Here is a 16923-nt window from a genome sequence, read left to right on the forward strand (position 1 = left end):
GTTTGGAGAGCGTACAACTGGCTCATCATCTCCTCAGCGAGCTCTGAGGAGTTCGACAGGCACCGCTGGTCTCCAGAGACGCGCCAGGAGAAGCAGCACCAGCCCTGGATCGACGAGGCCCTGAAGGACGAAGGTTTCTGAAACTCTCTAGGGTCGGGCCTCCCTTCCGCCGACGGGCAAAGTCACTTCCTCCCCAGGGAGCTTGGGCTGGCGGTATAGGGCGTGGGCGCGTTCCAGCATGCTGCGGGCGCTCTCCGTGAGTCGCTGCGCTCCGTAGGTGGACAGCACGATCCGGTAGAGGGCTTCCGGGTGCCCCTCGCCGAGGTCGGGTTCGGACTCGATGAGCTTCGCCATCAGCGCACTAACTTCGGACAGCGGGATATCCGTGAGTTTACGTGGCCCAGCCTCACGCAGCTTGACTTCTGGGCTGCCTGATCCACGGATGATCTTGTCCAGCAATCCTGGCGTGCCCGCCTCGTCCGCCGAGAGCAGCGTGCCGGTTCGGAGGGCGCGGGTCATGGCCTTGTTCAGTAGGCTCTTGGTGGTCTGGCCGAACCGCACCCCTGCAGCCCGGCAGTACACCTGGTAAGCCTGTCGGGCAGTCATCGGGCCCTCGGCTTCGACGATCTCTCGCAGGCCCTCGATGATGGGCTCCAGGCTGCTTAGGGTGCGGGGGTCGGGCAGGGGGCGGGCCGTCCAGCGGACATACGGCTGAAGCAGAGCCCCTACAGAATGCTCGACCTGCGGCACGACCTCGCTGGCCGTCTCGACGACCTCCTCCTGTGCGGCGTCCTCGGCCTGCGCGGCGGCTTCCTCATCGACCATCACGGCGCTTTGCACCTCAAGTGCGGGGCTCTCCCCAGCGCGGGCGAAGTTGCGGGGGTCGCCCTCTGGGAAGACGCCACGCCGCTCGAGGGTATGCCAGAGGTCCTCCAGGGCGCCTTCCGGGTCACGGGCGTAGGTGCTACCCCGCACCCGCCAAAACTCCATCCCGGCGCGCTCCAGGGTCTGCTGCCGGGCCAGATCGTCCAGGTACTTCTCCGGGCCGTGCCAGTAGTCGCCGTCGCACTCCACCGCCAGCCGCCCACGCAGACCCTCGACCACCAGGTCAATGCGGTAGCCATTCAGCTCGTATTGCGGGATCACGCGGTAGCCCCGGGCGACCAGGTCCAAGTACACATCGACCTCGAACCAGCTATCGAACTTCCCGGGTGGGGTACTGTTCCCCCGTCCTGGCCGCGCCGCCAGTTCCCGCAGCACGACGATCTCATCGGACGGCAGCGGCTGCCATCCCTCCAGCTCCGGTTTGCGGACGTGCCGGATCAGGGACGCGCGCAGGTCGTCAGGGTGTAGGTCGCTTAGGTCGAGGCTGTGGAAGAGCCAGAGCTGGTCGCGGGCACGGCTGACCGCCACGTTGTAGCGGGGCTGGAAGATGGCGTGGTCCCGACCCACCTTGGGCTCGCGGCGACCGTCACTCGGGCTGGCGACCATGCTCAGGAAGATCACGTCCCGCTCGTCGCCCTGAAAGCTGTAGGCGTTCCCGCACACCAGCTTGCGCTCCTCCAGCTCGGCCTCGCTGACCTCGGCCCGCAACAGGGTCGAGATCTCCTCGGCCTGGGAGTCCCCGATCAGGCTGATTACCCCGAAGGTCTTCCGGGCGTACTTCGGGTTGGCGATGCAGGCCTTGATCTGATCGACGATAGCCCGTACTTCGACCGGATTCACCTTGTCGCCCCGCACGGGCATGGTGTATCCGCCCTCGACCTGCCGGGCCACCAGGGGCTGGAGCCGTTCGGCCCCGAACTGCCGGAGGGCGATTAGGGGCTCCTGGGGGTAACTCAGATCGCTGGAGAACTTGATGATCTCCGGCATGCACCGGAAGTGCTCCCGCAAGCTAATCCGGGCTGGGTAAGTGTAGCTGCCGAAGCCGAACAGGCTGGCTTTGGGATCACCGATCACCTCCGGGGCAGGGAAGTCGTACAGGTAACGCTGCACCAGCGCATTCACCTGGGCGATTTGAATGCCGACGCCCTCGGGCTCAATCTGCTTGTCATCCCCAACGATGATGATCTTCTTGGCGATAAAGGTCAGAAATAGAGCCTCCGGGCCAGCCTGTGAGGCCTCGTCCACGATCACCACGTCGAACATACCGGGGCTAAGCGCGAAGTTCTCGGCGACGAGGTGCAGCGGCATAATCCAGGCTGGGATCGCCGTCCGGGCTTCATCCAGGGCCTTCTGCGCCACCTGTCTCCACTTCCCAGCGTGCCTCCCGGTGCCCTTGCCGATCTTCCGCACGGCGTTCTGCCAGCGCACCAGGGCCGCCTGCTCATTGGGAGTCATGCGGTTCAGGGTGCCCCGCCAGGCCTTCGTCGCCGCAAGCTCTCCGAGCGTCTTGCGCTGCACTTCCCGTACGGAGGCCAGTTGTTCCCGCACGTCCACCTCGGTGTCGGGGTTGGCGAGCTCCTTCATCTGCGCGTCGGCCCGCACCCAGTTCCAGGCCGCCTCGAAGGAGGCCAACCGCGCGTCCCACTCCGCCTCAGAGCAGGAGCGCTGCAACTCCTCGGCCAGTCCCGCCGAGCCCGCCCGCAGCCGACCCAGGAGGGCCTGCTGCTCCTCGGTCAGGGCCTGACGGTCGGCGAGGTGTTGCGCTTGCGAGTAGGCGTGCCCATACGCTTCGGCGTTCCTGTCCTCAATGGCCTCAATGAGCTGCCGAACAACTTCGTGCGCCTCCCCGGCGGCCTGCATTCCTTGTAGGGAGGGCAGCAGCGCTTCGAGCGTCCGCCTGCTCGCCTGGGCGTCCACGGCGGCATCGGCAGCTCGGGCCGCCGCCACCAGGTCACGCAGTTCCTGAAGTTCCCACCACTGCGGCTGAGGAAGACCTGGGATGCCCTGCACGGCTTTCTGGGCCGCGTCCAGTAGGGAGCGCAGCTCGAACACCCGTGCCAGAACTTGGTGTTGCTCCTCCAGCTCCGTGACCTGCATCCTGAGGGGGCCACTGACCTGCACCCCCTGGCTGGTCCAAATCCCCTTGAGCTGTTCCAACCTGTCTGTCAGGCGGAAGTGGTCCAGCAGTGCTTGCAGCGCCTCCGGTGTGTCCGCGGAGCGACCCCCGACCTTCACATCCGTCCGGAGGTACTGGCGGTTTTTCACGGCAGCGGGCTTGAATAGGAAGTTGCCCCAGTTCCCGCCACCCCGCAAATGGTCGAGGACAGCCTGCGCGTCACCCCGCAAGACGGGCAGGTCCCGGCCCTCCAGCCCGCTCGGTGTGTTCTGCTCCAGCCACTCAGCCTGCTGGAGCAGCTCCGGAAGAACTTCTTCGCTCTGGCGGAAGACCTCCTGCCAGCGACCGAACTGCTCCTTGAGGAGCATATCCACCGCTCCCGCTATCCAGTGAACAGGGCGGCGGCGTTGTGTTTCCACAGCAGCGATCAGGGCCTGCACGCTCTGTACCAGCTTGGTCCGGGCTTCCGGTGTGCTGTCCTGAAGAGGCGGGTAGACGCTGCTCTTGCGGCTCTGGTCGTGGATGGCGGCGTGCTCCTCGGCGCTGCGCTCTGCCTGAACGAAGCGCAGGAACTCCTCGGGACTGGTCAGGCGAGCCACCTCGGGACGGCGGAGCTTCAGGTCTCGGGCCTCCTCAGCACTGACCTCGCGCAGCAGCGCGAGCAGCCTCAGGGCCTCCGCGTTCGTGAGCGGTACGGACCTGTTGGGGTCACCGTAGTCGCTCAGCCACTCGAACTCCGCCTCCTGTGCCCGAAGGAGTGCTCCGATCTGCTGGGCAGAACCCTGGTAGCCGTAAAGGTTCAGCTGGCCCGTCTCCGCCTCACGGATCGTCCGCAGGGTGTCGAGCAGTCGGTCCTCCTGCCGCCGGGCACTCTCCAGGCTGCTGAAGAGCAGCTTTTCCTGGGCGTCCTCCTGCTCGGGGCGGCGGTTGGTGAAGCGGTGCAGAATCTCACCCACCGAGCCTTGCAGGGCGGCCTGGGCTCCCTCCTCGCCGCGCAGGTGCGTGACACACAGGCTGCGGAGTTCCTGGGGGAACTTGTCCCTCAGCACCTTCAGGGCGCGGGCGGTATGACTCGTGACGAGCACCTTCTGATCGGTGGCGAGCAGGTGACTGACCAAGTTGACGATGGTGTGCGACTTCCCGGTGCCCGGAGGGCCCTGTACCAGCACGCCCTGTTCCCGCCGAATACGGTGGATGATCTCCCGCTGGGCATCGTTTGCGGGGAGGGGGAAGTACACCGTCTGATCCCCATTTCCCGGCTCCGCTGGGTGGGTCACGACTGAGCGGTCCCCGAGGAAGCGCCGGGTGCTGTCGGGCAACTCTGGCATCCCACCGAGCTGATCCAAGATGCCCTCGTAGGCCTCGGCCAAGGTCCGCTCGTCGCGCCGCCTCAGGATCAGGGCGGGCGCCCAGTGCACCTGGGGATGGTCAGCTACGCTCTGCACGGGTTTCAGGTCGTCCTCGTACACCCCTCGGTCACCCGCAGCGTTTACCCAGGTCTTGAGCAACTCGGGGAGCGTCTCCCCGCTCCACAGATCCTCCCCGTTTTCAAGCAGTGCATCCTGGATGGCTTTCTGGACCTGTGGCATCACGCGGTCTTCGGCATCGAGCATGTCCTGCTCGAGAGCCGTGCGCGCCCCGTCCCCGGCGGCGGTGACGCTCAGTATGCCGCGCTGCGGGTCGAAGTGTAGGGCTGCCCGAGCAGTCAGCAGGTGGCGCCGCACTTCGCCACTGGAGGGCGCCTTCCACGTCAGGTGGCCCAGCCCAAGCCGCAGTTCGTACCTCTCGCTCTCGGCACTCAGTTTCTGGTGGAAGTCGAAGAGCTGCGAGTAGTGCCGCTGCACCTCGAGGGCGCGGCGCTCCTCCTGCGCCCAGGCCTGCCAGCGAGTGTCGTAGGCACTCCAGGCTCTGCGGACGCCCTCCTCCTGGTCGAGGAAGAGGGTCTCCTTAATTTTCTGGGGTTGAAGGTCGTCGTCGAGCACCTCGCTCTCGATCACAAGTTGTGAGCGGATGCTTGGGGGTCGGTCGGGCTTGTCGAAGGGCCCGGTCACCCAGGCAGACAGCTCATCCGGCAGGGCGGGCGTAGGCACAAAGCGGGGCTTCTGGATGCTCAACCAGTCGTCCCCTACCTCGTTGGCGCGCTGACTGGCAGCGTTGACGATCCATTTGTCTGCTGGGAGGCTGTGCAGCCACAGCAGGCTGTCACCCTCGTTGGTGCGCTGGGGCTTGTATTTGAGCCCCGTGAACTCCTTGAGGTACTGGAAGAAACGCCGGGCCTGATCGTGTTGGAGGGTGCTATCCATGCGGGTGACCTTTGCTGAGGGGGTACTGCTCCAGGAAACCCTTCAGGCGGCGTTGCGAGACTTCGCCGTTCCCAGCAGCTTAGCCCAGGGGTAGGCGTAGCTCAAGGCGGAGTGCAGCCGGACGTAGTTGTACCAGGTGTAGAAGGTCGTCACGCCTGCCTGCAATTCCATCAGGCTGGCAAAGTCCTCACGGAAGACGAACTCATAGTTGAAGGTCCAATGGGTTCTCTCCAGGATGCCTCGCCCTTGCAAGTGGGCGGGTGATTTTGGAAGGATTTCCTGGAGCAGTACCCCCCCGCACCCTCAAGGGACAGACGAGCATTGCCCTTCGTCACCTGGTTCTGGCAACACTGCGCTGTGATACCGCGTACAAGGGCAGTCTGCGTTCCTAGCACTACCGCGCCGCCATGGATCCCCGCTCTCTCCTCCACCTCCTGACTTTGCGGTAGCCCTGGCCCAGTGGGCGCGGCGTGCGGTCCCGACCGCTCGGGGCACCTAGAATGCGGGGATGACCGAGATAGTTTCCCCTCAGGCCCGGCGCGGCGAGGTGGACCGCGATACGCTGGTGCGCTGGCTGAATGAGTACCTGAAGCTTGACGCCTATCCCGACCCCAGCCTGAATGGCTTGCAGATCGCGGGGACGGAAGTGATCCGGCGGGTTGCGGCGAGCGTGGACACCAGCGTCAAGACCCTACGGGACGCCGCTGATAGCGGCGCTGACCTGCTGCTTGTCCACCACGGCCTGTTTTGGGGTCAGCCTCTTGCGGTGACCGGGCCGCACCGTGAGCGCCTGCGCACCGCGCTGATGGCGGATCTGAACCTCTATGCCGCCCACATTCCCCTCGACGCCCATCCTGAGGTGGGCAACAACGCGATGATGGCCCGCGCGCTGAGCTTAGAAGGGCTTCGTCCCTTCGGCGACTGGCGGGGCCACAAGATCGGCCTCTGCGGCGAGTTGCCCTTTGAGCAGTCCTTGCAGGACTTCGCTGACCGCGTGCAAAAACTCACCGGAGAAATCTGTCTGGTGCACGGGGGCGGGCAACCGAACGTGCGCCGCCTGGGCATCGTCAGCGGGAGCGGGGCAGGGGCGATCGCTGAGGCGGCCGCGGCAGGCCTTGATACCCTGCTGACCGGCGAGCCGGAACACAAGCACTTCCACGACGCCTTTGAGTACGGGGTGAACGTCGTGTATGCCGGGCACTATGAGACAGAGGTGTTCGGTGTCCGGGCCCTTGCCGCTCGGCTGGAGGAGGAATTCGGACTCCCGTGGCAGTTCCTGCATCACCCGACCGGGCTGTGAGGGAGACGTGCGCCCGGTCTCCCGGTCAGGTGCCCGGCCTTTTCATCACCCTGGAGGGGCCGGAGGGGGCGGGCAAGAGCACGCAGCTCGCGCGGCTGGCGGCGCGGCTGGCCGGCCGGGGCGTGCCGCATGTGGTCACGCGCGAGCCGGGGGGCACGCCGCTGGGCATGCGGGTCCGCGAGGTGCTGCTTGATCCGGAGCTGAGCATCGAACCCCTGCCTGAATTGCTGCTGTACTCCGCGAGCCGGGCACAGCTCGTGCGGGAGGTGATCCGGCCCGCCCTGGAACGCGGTAAGGTGGTCGTCTGTGACCGCTACGCCGATTCCAGCGCCGCCTATCAGGGGTTTGGGCGAGGGCTGGACGGGGCATTTCTGGAGGCCCTCACGCGGGAGGTGACGGGCGGCCTCACTCCAGACCTGACGGTCCTCCTGGACCTCGATCCCGCCTTGGGGCTCAGCCGGGTCGCCGCACGGGGGCAACCCGACCGGCTGGAACGCGCCGACCTCGGCTTTCACGCACGGGTGCGAAAGGGCTTTCTCACGCTGGCGGCCCGCGACCCAGAACGCTTTCTGGTGCTTGATGGCGCGCGGGACGCGGACGCCCTGGCAGAAGACATCTGGCGAGCGGTCGCGGAGCGGCTGGGCTAGCGTTCAGCGTGGCGAAGCGGCCCGGCCGGTCGCGCTGGCCTCAGGCTTGACCCCGGGTACCCTCACCTCAAAAAGCACCGGCCAGCGCTTGCCGGTGAGCAGCAGGGTGCCGCGTTCGGGAACAAAGGCGATGCCGTTGGGGACGTCGTCAAAGGTGAGGGGGTGCCCGGCGCGGGTCGCCTCGGCGCTGGCCTCCTGCATCAGCGGCTGCACGTCCAGCCAGGCAGTCACCTTTCCGGTTCTGGGGTCAATGCGGGCAATGCGGTTCGTCAGCCAGATGTTCGCGTAGATGCTGCCCTGCACATACTCCAGTTCGTTGAGGTTCTTCACCGGCTGTCCCCCGTCGGTCACGCGGACGGTACGGGTGACCGCAAAGGTCCGGGAATCGCGCCAAAACAGGGTGCTGGAGCCGTCACTCATGATGAGCTGCTTGCCGTCGTTCGTCAGGCCCCAGCCCTCGCCCCGGTAGCGGTACCGCCCGACCTCGCGCAGGGTGGCGGCGTCAAAGGCAAAGGCTACGCCCGTTTGCCAGGTGATGTGATAGGCCACCCCCTTGAGGACGGTCACGCCTTCGCCAAAGGCGCTGGCGATGGGGGTGGGAACGTCTTTGAGCACGCGGCCCGTTCGCAGGTCCACCTGGCGCACCCCCGACGAACCGACCTGCCCGGTGCTCTCGATCAGGGTGCTCTGTCCCAGGTACTGCAGGCCCTGGGTAAACGCGGCGTGGTCATGCGGGAAACGGGCCGTGACGGTGGGCCGCAGCACCGGCGTTTCCTGGGCGAGGGCCGTTCCGGCGGGCAAGAGAACCGTGAGGAGCAGGGTGGTGAGGGGGACAGGCAGCGGAAGGCGGGCGCGCATCGGTTCGTATGGTAGCGGGCCCGCCTCAGGTGCGTGTGTTGAGGTGACGTTTATTCCTGAAGCGCCGGCTTCACGAAGGCGGCCGAATCGTAGTACGTGCGAAAGGCGCTGACCTGTTGACCGTTGTGCTCGATCACGCTGGCACCCCGATACGCGATGTCGGTGCCGTTTTGAAGCTGCCCGGTCGCCTCCCATTCCATCAGCCCGGTTCGGCCATCGTCGGTGTGGTGGGTGAATTCGCTGTGGATGGTCTGGAAGTTGTCCAAGTAGGCCTGCCAGAACGTTCGCGCACCCTCCTGGCCACGCCAGGTGTGCGTGGTGAGGTTCTGGAGCGTTGCGTCCTCTGCGAACAGCGCCACGAGGGGGGCGGGGTCACGGCTTGCCTCGGCGGTCTGAAGGGCCTGCATAAACTGCTCTGTGAGGTTGGCCATACCTCACCTCACCACGGGTGGTGCAGGGAAGAGCGTGGCCCAGCACCCAGGTTGGGCCATCATGAAGCGACGCCTAAAGCCCGCGCGGCGCTTTCCCGTACTGCCTCGTGCGGGTCGTTCAGCAGGAACCGCACGTGCCCGACCTCGTTCCACTGGCCCAGCGCCCAGGCCGCAGCCTCGCGGACCTCCCAGGCCGGGTCCTGTGCTCCGGCAAGCAGCAGCGGCCACCCTTCCGGGCGGCGGGTATTGCCGAGCACGGTGAGGGCATTGCGGGCCATCCCCTTGCGGCGGGGGCGCAACAAGGCCGTGCCCGCAAAACGGCGCTCGAACTGCCGCTCGCTGACGCCAAAAAAGGCGCTTAGGTCGGGGTGGGCGAGTTCGGGGTCGGCCTTCAGGAAGCGGGCCAGCGGCCCGGCTCGTCCCGTCCAGGGACAGACCTCGCTGCAGACGTCGCAACCGAAAAGCCAGTCGCCCACGCTCGCCCTGAGCTGGTGCGGCACCGGCCCCCGGTGCTCGATGGTCAGGTAGGAGATGCAGCGCCGCGCGTCGATGGCGCGGTCTTCCCCGATGGCCTGGGTGGGGCAAGCCGTCACGCAGCGGAAGCAGCGCCCACAGCGGTCAGGATGGGCTGGCGGCGTTCCCGTGAAGGGCAGGTCGGTCAGCAGCACCGCCAGCGTGACAAAGGCCCCCAGCCGCGTGCTGACCAGCATCCCGCTGCGCCCGCGCCAGCCCAGGAAGGCCCCCGCCGCGAAGAGGCGTTCCATCACCGGGCCGTGATCGACGTATCCACGCGCGCGCACGCCCAGCTGCGCGGCTTCCTCCTCCAGTCGGGTCAGGACCGGCCCAAGCTGGTCGTGGTAGTCGGGTGTCCAGGCGTAGCGGGCCACCCGGCCCACGCGCACGCCCCCTGTGGGAACGCCGGGGTCTGCGAACGCGTGCGATACCCCCAGCACGAGAACGCTCGCTGCCCCCTCCAGCCGCGAGCTCGGGTCCGTCCGGGCAGGCAGCTGCCGCTCGAGGTACGTCATGTCCGCGTGCCGTCCGGCGGCGAGCCACGCGGCATACTCGTCCACGGCCGCAGTAGGAATGAGCGCGGGTGCCCAGCCCACGGCGTCTGCGCCCAGCGAGACGGCGAGATCAGCAAGGACTTCGGCAGCGGTCACGGGGGGAGTATGGGGCTTGGGGCGCGTTCCTTGTGGCAGGTAGAGAACAGTGCCTCCTCCCCAGCTCCTAGTCCCTCAGCTTGGCTGCCGCCGCCGCGTCCAGGAACCACACCGGATCCTGCACCCGCGCGACGGGGTACTCTTCCTCACCCAGCTGCACCGCGCGCAGCACCTCTGCCTTGCCCGCCCCAGTCACCAGCAGCCAGCGTGCTCGGGCCGCATTGATCTCCGGAAAGGTCAAGGTGAGCCTTGCGGTGTTGAGTTGGGGGACCCAGTTCGCGGCGACTCTGTCAGTGGCGGTCAGCGCCTGCGTCCCGGGAAAGAGGCTGGCGGTGTGGCCGTCGTCACCCATGCCCAGCAACACCACGTCGAGCCGCGCGGGAAGGAGGGCCGCGTAGGCCCGTGCGGCGTCCTCGAGCGGGCGGCGCTCGCCCTCCATGCGGTGCACCTGGGCTTCGGGAATGGGAACGTGCGTGAGCAGCTCGTCATGGGCAAGCCGGTAGTTGCTCTCGGGGCTTTGCGGCCCCACGCTGCGTTCGTCACTGAAGTAGATGTGGACTTGTTCCCAGGGAACGTTTGGCAGCTCACGCAGGGCCCGGTACATCCACCGGGGCGTGCTGCCGCCCGAAAGCGCGGCATGAAAGGCGGCGCGGGTAGCGACGGCCTCCCGCGCCGCCTGCGCAAAGGCTTCGGCGGCGGCCTGCCCCGTGGCCGCGGGCGTGGGCAAGACCTGCCACCTCACCGCTGCTCCAGGCTGGCCCGCGCCAGCGCCCAGGCCCGCTCAAAGACCTCTCCGCGCTCGGGACGGGCCATCACGCGGCCCAGGCCCTCGGCAAGGCTCATGGGGGGAACATTGACCTCGGTGGTGCGCGCTACGCCCGGCCACCGGGCCTCGCAGCGCACCCGTTCGCGGCCAGCGGCGCTGAGGGTAAACGTCACGTCCTGGCCCGCGAGTTCCAGGCCGCACAGGTCACCGTTCTCGCGTTCGCAGTCGGCGGCCTGGAAGGTGACGTTGCTCAGGTCGGGCCAACCCAGCGTGCTGGCCACCCAGCCCGCAAAGAGGCGAGCCGGTAACGCGTTGCTGCCGGCGTACTGCACGGTCAGGGTCCGCACCGCTCGAAGCTGCCGGGCCGCGTCGGGGCTGTCGAACACCTGCGCCAGCGCCTCGCGCCAGTGCGCCGAGCGGGACCAGCCCAGATCGGCCAGGGCGTACTGCCGCGTCGGGGGAATATCCAGCAGGAGGCTATTGGCAATCACCTGGTCAGCGAGCTCGGTCAGCTCCGCGAGGAGTACGCCTCCCGGTGGCGTGTCCGCAGCCCACCACACGTGGTTGACGGTTGCGGGGCGCAGCAGCGGCAGGATGGCGCCCCGGAGCTGCTCGGGATCGGCCCGCAGGCGCAGGCGCTCGACATAGATGCCGCCCGGCTGCGGCACGAGCATGACCTGCACCCGCAGGCTCTCCTGTTCCTCCGCGTCCATCACGCCGATAAGCTGGCGTCCCGCGTATCTCCCCTCCAGCCCGGCCAGCGCCTCCTCCACCCGCGCGAGGTGCCGACTCACCGTGAGGGCCACGATATTTCCGGTGTACGCCCGCGTTTCTACGTCTGTCTGCGCCCACAGCTCGTCCAGAGCGGCCTGGGCCCGGCGCACGTCGGTTTCAACGGGGCCGCGGGGGCGAAGGTCAGTGGAGTGGGTCATCAGGCACCTCGCTGCGTGTGAGAGCGCTCCTCATAGCCGCCTCCAACGCCGGTCCGGCCCGATCAGCGTGTCGGCCGCGTTGGGGCCCCAGGTGCCCGCCGGGTAGTTGGGGAAGTCGGGGGCAGGCGTGCCCCAGGCCGTCAGCAGGCCGGAGACGATCTGCCAGGCATGGTCGACTTCGTCCTCGCGGGGGAAGAGGGTCGCGTCACCCAGCATGGCGTCAAGCAGCAGCCGGGAATACGGGCTTTCCAGGGGCGCGCCAAAAGCGTCGTACCGGAAGTCCATCACCACCTCGCGCAGCACCATCTCTTGCCCCGGAGACTTGGAGGAGAACTTTAAGCTCACGCCCTCGTCGGGCTGAATGCGAAAGGCCAGCACGTTGCGTTCCAGTCCGCCTGGAAACATGCCCAGCGGCGGGCGCTTGAACACCACGGCGATCTCGGTGACCTTTTTAGGCAGTCTCTTGCCGGTGCGCAGGAAAAAGGGAACACCCTGCCAGCGCCAGTTGTCCACCTCCAGCTTCACGGCCACATAGGTCGGGGTGCTGCTGCCGGGCTTCACGCCGGGTTCCTCGCGGTAGCCCGGCACCCGCTCGCCGTACAGCGTGCCGGGACCGTACTGACCGCGTACGGCGACATCCGGAACGCGTTCCGGGGGAATGGGCCGAACCGCCCGCAGCACCTTGACCTTCTCGTCGCGAATCGCGTCGGCGTCAAAGGCGGCGGGAGGTTCCATCGCGGTCAGGGTGAAAAGCTGCATGAGGTGGTTTTGCAGCATGTCGCGCACCGCCCCAGCCTCCTCGTAGTACCCGGCGCGGCCTTCCAGCCCTAGATCCTCGGCGGCGGTAATCTGCACGTGGTCGACGTAGCTGCGGTTCCACAGCGGCTCGAAGATGGCGTTGCCGAAGCGAATCGCCATCAGGTTCTGCACCGTCTCCTTGCCCAGGTAGTGGTCAATACGGTAGATCTGCGACTCGTCCCAGACGCGGTGCAGGGCCGCATTCAGCTCGCGTGCCGAAGCCAGATCGCGCCCAAAGGGCTTTTCTACGATGATGCGGCGCCAGCCCTCGCTTTGATCGGCCAGGCCCACCCGGCCCAGGCCGGTGCTGATGGGCTCAAACAGGCTGGGGGGCGTCGAGAGGTAAAAGAGGGCATTCTTGCGCCCGCCGTGTGCTTGTCCAGCCCGGTCAAGTTCCTGCTGCACTCGGCTGTAGACCTCGTCCTCAGAGAAGTCTCCGAACTCGTAGTACAGCAGGTCACGGAACTTCTGGAGAGAACCCGGCTGGATCTCGTCGGTTTCCTTGCTGTGTTGGAGGGCCTCCAGCACGAACTCCCCGAACTGCTCGTCCGTCATCTCCTGCCGGCCCACGCCCACGATATGAAAGGCGCTTCCCAGCAGACCGTCTTGCCACAGCCCGAACACGGCGGGCAGCAGCTTGCGTTTGGCAAGGTCGCCGGTCGCCCCGAAAATCACCAGTGTGGCGGGCTCCGGGGCACGGTTGCGGCGCATAAGCGCGCGAAAAGGATTTTCCGTGTCCTCTGCAGGCTTCGTGCGTGAGCGGGTTCGGGCGGGGGGGATCAGGCCCGTGTCTGGCTGCGTCCGCTGCGGAAGCGGGAGAGCACTCGCCCCTCGTGTCTGGTCGTCTGCGGTCATGCGCCGTCCCCCGTCACGCGCTGCTGACCGGTCTCACCCAGTTCCTCGGCCTGCTGCTGACTGCCGGTGTCGGGCCGCGCGGCCTGGGTGGGGATGTTCTGCGGAGCGGCGGCCACGGGGTGTTCGCCGGGCTGCACCTCCGGCACCACGCCTTCTTGCCGAGTCGCCTCCAGCGTCTTGACGGCGTGTCCTCCAAAGGCACGGCGCATCGCCGAAAGCATCTGCCCCGCGTAGCTGACCTCCTGCTGTGAGCGGAAGCGCATCTGGGTCGCCAGCGTGATCACCGGGGTGGGGACCCCCTGCTCGACCGAGTCGATCACGGTCCAGCGCCCCTCGCCCGAGTCGGCCACGTAGTCGGAGAGCTGACTGAAATCGGCCTGGTTTTTCAGCGCCTCGGCGGTGAGATCCAGCAGCCACGAGCGAATCACCGAGCCGTGCCGCCACAGTTCGGCGATCTGCGCCATATCCAGGTTGAACTCGGTCTTGTTGCGCATCAGCTCGAAGCCTTCGGCATAGGCCTGCATCATGCCGTACTCGATGCCGTTGTGCACCATCTTCACGTAGTGCCCCGCCCCCGAAGGCCCCACGCGCCCCCACCCCCGGTCGGGCGCCGGGGCAAGCGCCTCAAAGATGGGCCGCAGGCGCTCAACCGCCTCTTTCGGGCCCCCGACCATCATCGCGTACCCCTCGGTCAGGCCCCACACGCCGCCCGAGGTGCCCACGTCGACGAAGTGAATGCCCCGACCGGCCAGCGCCTCGGCTCGGCGCATCGTATCCTTGAAGTTGGAATTGCCGCCGTCGATGATGATGTCTCCCGGTGCGAGGCGCGCGGCGAGGTCGTCGATCACCGCCTGCGTGATGATCCCGGCCGGCACCATCACCCACACCACCCGCTCCCCGGGTTGCCCCAGCGCCGCTATCAGCTCGTCCACCGTGCGGGCGCCCTGTGCGCCCTCGGCCTCGATCAGCGCCACATTGGCCTCCAGCCGGTCGTAGCCGACAACCTGTTGCCCGCCCCGCAGAAGCCGCAGCACCATGTTGCCGCCCATCTTGCCCAGCCCGATCATGCCTAGTTTCATGTCTGACCTCCCGGCCCAGGGAAGGGTACGGAAGCGGTTCCAGTCCCCTGACGCCTACTGAAGGGCATCATACGCGCTGCCTGACCCCTAGAAAACCTTTGCTCCCATGTCCACACGGCGAGCCCTCAGGCCGGCGCTACTTTCCGCGCCGCGCCGCTTTGGCAGCGGCTTTGGCAGCCTGCTGCTCGGCCTTCTGCTTGCGTTGCAGCTCGCGGCCCATGTCCTCTAGGAGCTGGGCGCCGGGTGCGTCCACCTGCCGCTGAAGTTCCAGCAACGTGGTCACAACCAGGTTGTGGAGTAGCCGCTCGACGGGGCGGCGGACCCAGCGGTACCGTACCCGCGCGTTGAGGGTCAGGGTGACCTCGGTGCCGCCCGGCATGGCCTTGAAAACCCAGCTCTGCGTGAGCTTTTCCAGCGGTCCCACGTGCCGCACGCTCTCCCAGCCGCCGCGCAGTGGCGCCTGCAGCTGACCGTACCGCGCCACGAAGCTCAGGCCGAGCAGCCGCCGCGAGAACTTGAAGCGCACCAACGCATTGTTGCTGAGGCGCCCCTCGCCGCCCTCGTACTCTGCCCGCACCAGATTGGGGTCCCACTTCACCCGCCGCTTGGGTTCCAGGGCCAGGCGGTAGAGCACGTCCGGCCGTGCCCGCACCACGAGGTTCTGCTTGATGTGGATGTCTTCGGCCATGTTGAGGTCACTGTAGCGCGGGAAACGCCGCCTGCTGGCCTCAGTCCAGATAGGCGCGTGCGCGCGGGTGCGAGGCGCGCAGGGTAAAGCGCTCGGCATACGGCACGCCGGCGAGGCGGCCTAGAGCAGCTCGGCCCTCACGGAACTGCTCGGCGGTCCAGTTCCAGCGGTAGAAGTCGCGGTAGTAGGCCGCCACGTCTTCGGCGACCCCAAAGGTCTCGGAGATATCCACAAACACTTCCGGGTAGGGGCTGGCGGGCGCGTAGTACTGGTAGAAGCGCACCGGCTCGCGCCAGGCTTCCAGGCGGGTCACGTCCTCTCCGCTTTCGACCGCCTCGTCGCCACTGAGGTTGGGCGCTGGGGGCATGGCCGCGCCGCCGCCCGACTCGTTGATGATCTTGGGAATGCGGGCCAGGGTGAGCGCGTCAAAGGCGATTTTGGCGGTCATGCGGTGGTCGGGGTGCGGGTGGTCGTCACTCCAGGTGATCACCGCGTTGGGCCGGAAGTGCGCGTACAGCCGCGCGAGTTGCAGCGCCTCTTGCCGCCCACCCGTCATGCGGCTGTCTCCCATATCGAAGAAGTGGTGCCGGGCCCCGATGCGCCCAGCCACCCACGCCCCGTGCTCGCGCCGCACCCGACGAACCTCCTCGTGCGGGGCGTCCCCGAACTGCGAGGCAAGTTCTCCGAGCGTCGTCCAGACGAGCATCACCTCGTCACCCCGCGCCCCGTGTTTTGCCAGCGTTCCGATACAGCCGATCTCGTCGTCGGGATGTGCAAAGACGGCCATGAGTCGCATGGGGAAAAGGATAGGGGATCGGCCTGGTGGAGGGCGGGGGCTCGCGCTTTCCCCTAGCGAAGAAAGCGAATGCTGAGCGGATACCGGTACGTCTGCCCCTGGCTGACCCGAACCACGGCGAGAAGCATCACGACGAGGGGAAAAAGCCACAGCACCAGGCTGGCCGGAATGAAAAAGGCAAAGAAGGCGGCCAAACTGCCGAAGATGGCCAAGGCGCCCAGACTGGGACTGCCCGCCGCCGCCCCGAACGCGCCGCCGAGGAAGCCCAGGCTGAAGAGGGCGAAAAACAGCAGGCCGGTGAGCAAGGAGTACAGCCACACGCTCAGCTGGAAATTCAGCGCTTCCTTGCCCTGCTGATCGAGCACCGGGGCGCGGTCGCGGTAGGCCAGCCACGCGGCAAGCGGCCCCAGCACGTTGCCCAAGGCGGGCAGCACCAGCCCCAGCAGCGGCGAGAGGTGCAGGATCAGGGCGGGCGTGCGCTGGGCTTCGGGGATCAAGGTGGGATCTGGCCCCGGAACCGGCGGGGAAACGGGGGGGTGCGGTTCGGGAAAGCTCATATTGACAGTACGCGTCTCCGCTGCCTACAGTTTCCAGGTTATGACGCGCCCAGGCGGGAAAGCCCCCTTCCGGAAATCCCCCGCACAAAGGGCCCAGGACGCCGCCCGCGACCTCCTGCCCATCAAGGCGGGCATTCAGCCGCAGGTGCCGGTTGCGGGAGAACAGGTTGATCTCTACAGTGACGGTGCGTGCGACACGGCGACCGGGCACGGCGGCTGGGCCACCCTCCTGAAGTACCGTGGCAAGGAACTCGTCCTTAGCGGCCATGAGGAAGAGACCACCAACAACCGCATGGAGCTGCGCGCCCTGCTCGAGGGGCTCAGGGTTCTCAAGCGGCCCTGCCAGGTGCGGGTGGTCACCGACAGCCAGTATCTGCGCAAGGCCTTTACGGACGGCTGGCTTCTGAAGTGGCAGCGCAACGGCTGGCGAACAGCGAGCGGTGAGCCGGTGAAAAACCAGGATCTTTGGGAAGAACTGATCACGCTGGCCCGGACCCATGCCCTGACCTTTGTCTGGGTGCGGGGCCACAACGGGCACGGCGAGAACGAGCGGGTGGATAGGCTCGCGGTGGAGGAGCGCAAAAAGCTCAGGACCCGGGAGACGGCACGGCGCACCAGGGGCTCTCTATAGCCAAGCCAGACACGCGCTCTGCTGTGATCTGGGCGGCGGGGGCGTTCGTGGCCCGCGCTCCCGGCGAGCGAGAACGGAGGTCCCGGCGCCGCGCCCCCGCTGCTGCTGATGTGCGTCC

General features: G+C 67.1%; 15 protein-coding genes. 3 read left to right on the forward strand and 12 right to left on the reverse strand.

Translation table 11 applies throughout. The features are described 5' to 3' along the window. Window positions 1-147: 147 nt before the first annotated feature. Window positions 148-5304 carry an AAA domain-containing protein gene (locus EI73_RS11365; RefSeq protein WP_034386796.1) on the reverse strand — a complete coding sequence of 1719 codons (5157 nt, stop codon included), beginning with the start codon at window positions 5302-5304 and terminating at the stop codon, window positions 148-150. Between the two features lie 42 nt (window positions 5305-5346). After that, on the reverse strand, window positions 5347-5556 hold the full coding sequence (locus tag EI73_RS11370; RefSeq protein WP_051935505.1) for an integrase core domain-containing protein: 210 nt from the start codon (window positions 5554-5556) through the stop codon (window positions 5347-5349). 256 nt (window positions 5557-5812) lie between these two features. Between EI73_RS11370 and EI73_RS11375 the strand changes: the two genes are divergently transcribed. Next, window positions 5813-6604 (forward strand): Nif3-like dinuclear metal center hexameric protein, encoded by a 792-nt coding sequence (locus EI73_RS11375; protein WP_034386798.1) that lies wholly within the window; start codon window positions 5813-5815, stop codon window positions 6602-6604. Window positions 6605-6633: 29 nt separating this feature from the next. Next, window positions 6634-7251 (forward strand): dTMP kinase, encoded by a 618-nt coding sequence (tmk, locus tag EI73_RS11380; RefSeq protein WP_034386800.1) that lies wholly within the window; start codon window positions 6634-6636, stop codon window positions 7249-7251. Between the two features lie 3 nt (window positions 7252-7254). Here tmk and EI73_RS11385 read toward each other — a convergent pair whose 3' ends face one another. The 10 genes from EI73_RS11385 to EI73_RS11430 form a co-directional block, all read right to left on the reverse strand. Continuing rightward, a complete protein-coding gene (locus EI73_RS11385) occupies window positions 7255-8109 on the reverse strand; it encodes a glutaminyl-peptide cyclotransferase (protein WP_081909018.1) in 855 nt (284 codons plus the stop codon). Window positions 8110-8159: 50 nt separating this feature from the next. Then, window positions 8160-8540, reverse strand: a complete 381-nt coding sequence (locus tag EI73_RS11390; RefSeq protein WP_034386802.1) for a nuclear transport factor 2 family protein — start codon at window positions 8538-8540, stop codon at window positions 8160-8162. Between the two features lie 59 nt (window positions 8541-8599). Further along, complete coding sequence (gene queG / locus EI73_RS11395) at window positions 8600-9703, reverse strand: tRNA epoxyqueuosine(34) reductase QueG (protein ID WP_034386804.1); 1104 nt, start codon at window positions 9701-9703, stop codon at window positions 8600-8602. 67 nt (window positions 9704-9770) lie between these two features. After that, window positions 9771-10445: a 6-phosphogluconolactonase gene (pgl, locus tag EI73_RS11400; RefSeq protein WP_034386806.1), complete on the reverse strand. Its 675-nt coding sequence runs from the start codon at window positions 10443-10445 to the stop codon at window positions 9771-9773. Next, a complete protein-coding gene (locus EI73_RS11405) occupies window positions 10442-11401 on the reverse strand; it encodes a glucose-6-phosphate dehydrogenase assembly protein OpcA (protein WP_034386808.1) in 960 nt (319 codons plus the stop codon). Before EI73_RS11405 ends, pgl begins: the two co-directional genes overlap by 4 nt. Before the next feature lie 30 nt (window positions 11402-11431). Beyond that, on the reverse strand, window positions 11432-13054 hold the full coding sequence (zwf, locus tag EI73_RS11410) for a glucose-6-phosphate dehydrogenase (RefSeq protein WP_081909019.1): 1623 nt from the start codon (window positions 13052-13054) through the stop codon (window positions 11432-11434). After that, complete coding sequence (gnd, locus tag EI73_RS11415; RefSeq protein WP_034386810.1) at window positions 13051-14133, reverse strand: phosphogluconate dehydrogenase (NAD(+)-dependent, decarboxylating); 1083 nt, start codon at window positions 14131-14133, stop codon at window positions 13051-13053. The genes zwf and gnd overlap by 4 nt, the downstream gene beginning before the upstream one ends. Window positions 14134-14269: 136 nt before the next feature. Further along, window positions 14270-14821, reverse strand: coding sequence for an SRPBCC family protein (locus EI73_RS11420; protein WP_034386812.1), 552 nt, complete (start codon window positions 14819-14821; stop codon window positions 14270-14272). A 40-nt stretch (window positions 14822-14861) separates the two neighbouring features. Next, the gene (locus tag EI73_RS11425; RefSeq protein ID WP_034386814.1) at window positions 14862-15617 is read right to left on the reverse strand and encodes a PIG-L deacetylase family protein; all 756 of its coding nucleotides are present in this window, start codon (window positions 15615-15617) and stop codon (window positions 14862-14864) included. 53 nt (window positions 15618-15670) lie between these two features. After that, window positions 15671-16174, reverse strand: a complete 504-nt coding sequence (locus EI73_RS11430; RefSeq protein ID WP_034386816.1) for a DUF4870 domain-containing protein — start codon at window positions 16172-16174, stop codon at window positions 15671-15673. Between the two features lie 40 nt (window positions 16175-16214). Between EI73_RS11430 and rnhA the strand changes: the two genes are divergently transcribed. Further along, the gene (gene rnhA / locus EI73_RS11435; protein ID WP_034386817.1) at window positions 16215-16805 is read left to right on the forward strand and encodes a ribonuclease HI; all 591 of its coding nucleotides are present in this window, start codon (window positions 16215-16217) and stop codon (window positions 16803-16805) included. The last annotated feature ends 118 nt before the right edge of the window (window positions 16806-16923 follow it).

Origin of the sequence: Deinococcus sp. YIM 77859 (assembly GCF_000745175.1) — a bacterium.
Taxonomy (GTDB): domain Bacteria; phylum Deinococcota; class Deinococci; order Deinococcales; family Deinococcaceae; genus Deinococcus.

Bases quoted from the DNA above. Each gene is read 5' to 3' on its own strand.
- EI73_RS11365 (WP_034386796.1), bottom strand. From the start codon at position 5,304: ATGGATAGCACCCTCCAACACGATCAGGCCCGGCGTTTCTTCCAGTAC.
- EI73_RS11375 (WP_034386798.1), top strand. From the start codon at position 5,813: ATGACCGAGATAGTTTCCCCTCAGGCCCGGCGCGGCGAGGTGGACCGC.
- EI73_RS11385 (WP_081909018.1), bottom strand. From the start codon at position 8,109: ATGCGCGCCCGCCTTCCGCTGCCTGTCCCCCTCACCACCCTGCTCCTC.
- EI73_RS11390 (WP_034386802.1), bottom strand. From the start codon at position 8,540: ATGGCCAACCTCACAGAGCAGTTTATGCAGGCCCTTCAGACCGCCGAG.
- EI73_RS11405 (WP_034386808.1), bottom strand. From the start codon at position 11,401: ATGACCCACTCCACTGACCTTCGCCCCCGCGGCCCCGTTGAAACCGAC.
- zwf (WP_081909019.1), bottom strand. From the start codon at position 13,054: ATGACCGCAGACGACCAGACACGAGGGGCGAGTGCTCTCCCGCTTCCG.
- gnd (WP_034386810.1), bottom strand. From the start codon at position 14,133: ATGAAACTAGGCATGATCGGGCTGGGCAAGATGGGCGGCAACATGGTG.
- EI73_RS11420 (WP_034386812.1), bottom strand. From the start codon at position 14,821: ATGGCCGAAGACATCCACATCAAGCAGAACCTCGTGGTGCGGGCACGG.
- EI73_RS11425 (WP_034386814.1), bottom strand. From the start codon at position 15,617: ATGCGACTCATGGCCGTCTTTGCACATCCCGACGACGAGATCGGCTGT.
- EI73_RS11430 (WP_034386816.1), bottom strand. From the start codon at position 16,174: ATGAGCTTTCCCGAACCGCACCCCCCCGTTTCCCCGCCGGTTCCGGGG.
- rnhA (WP_034386817.1), top strand. From the start codon at position 16,215: ATGACGCGCCCAGGCGGGAAAGCCCCCTTCCGGAAATCCCCCGCACAA.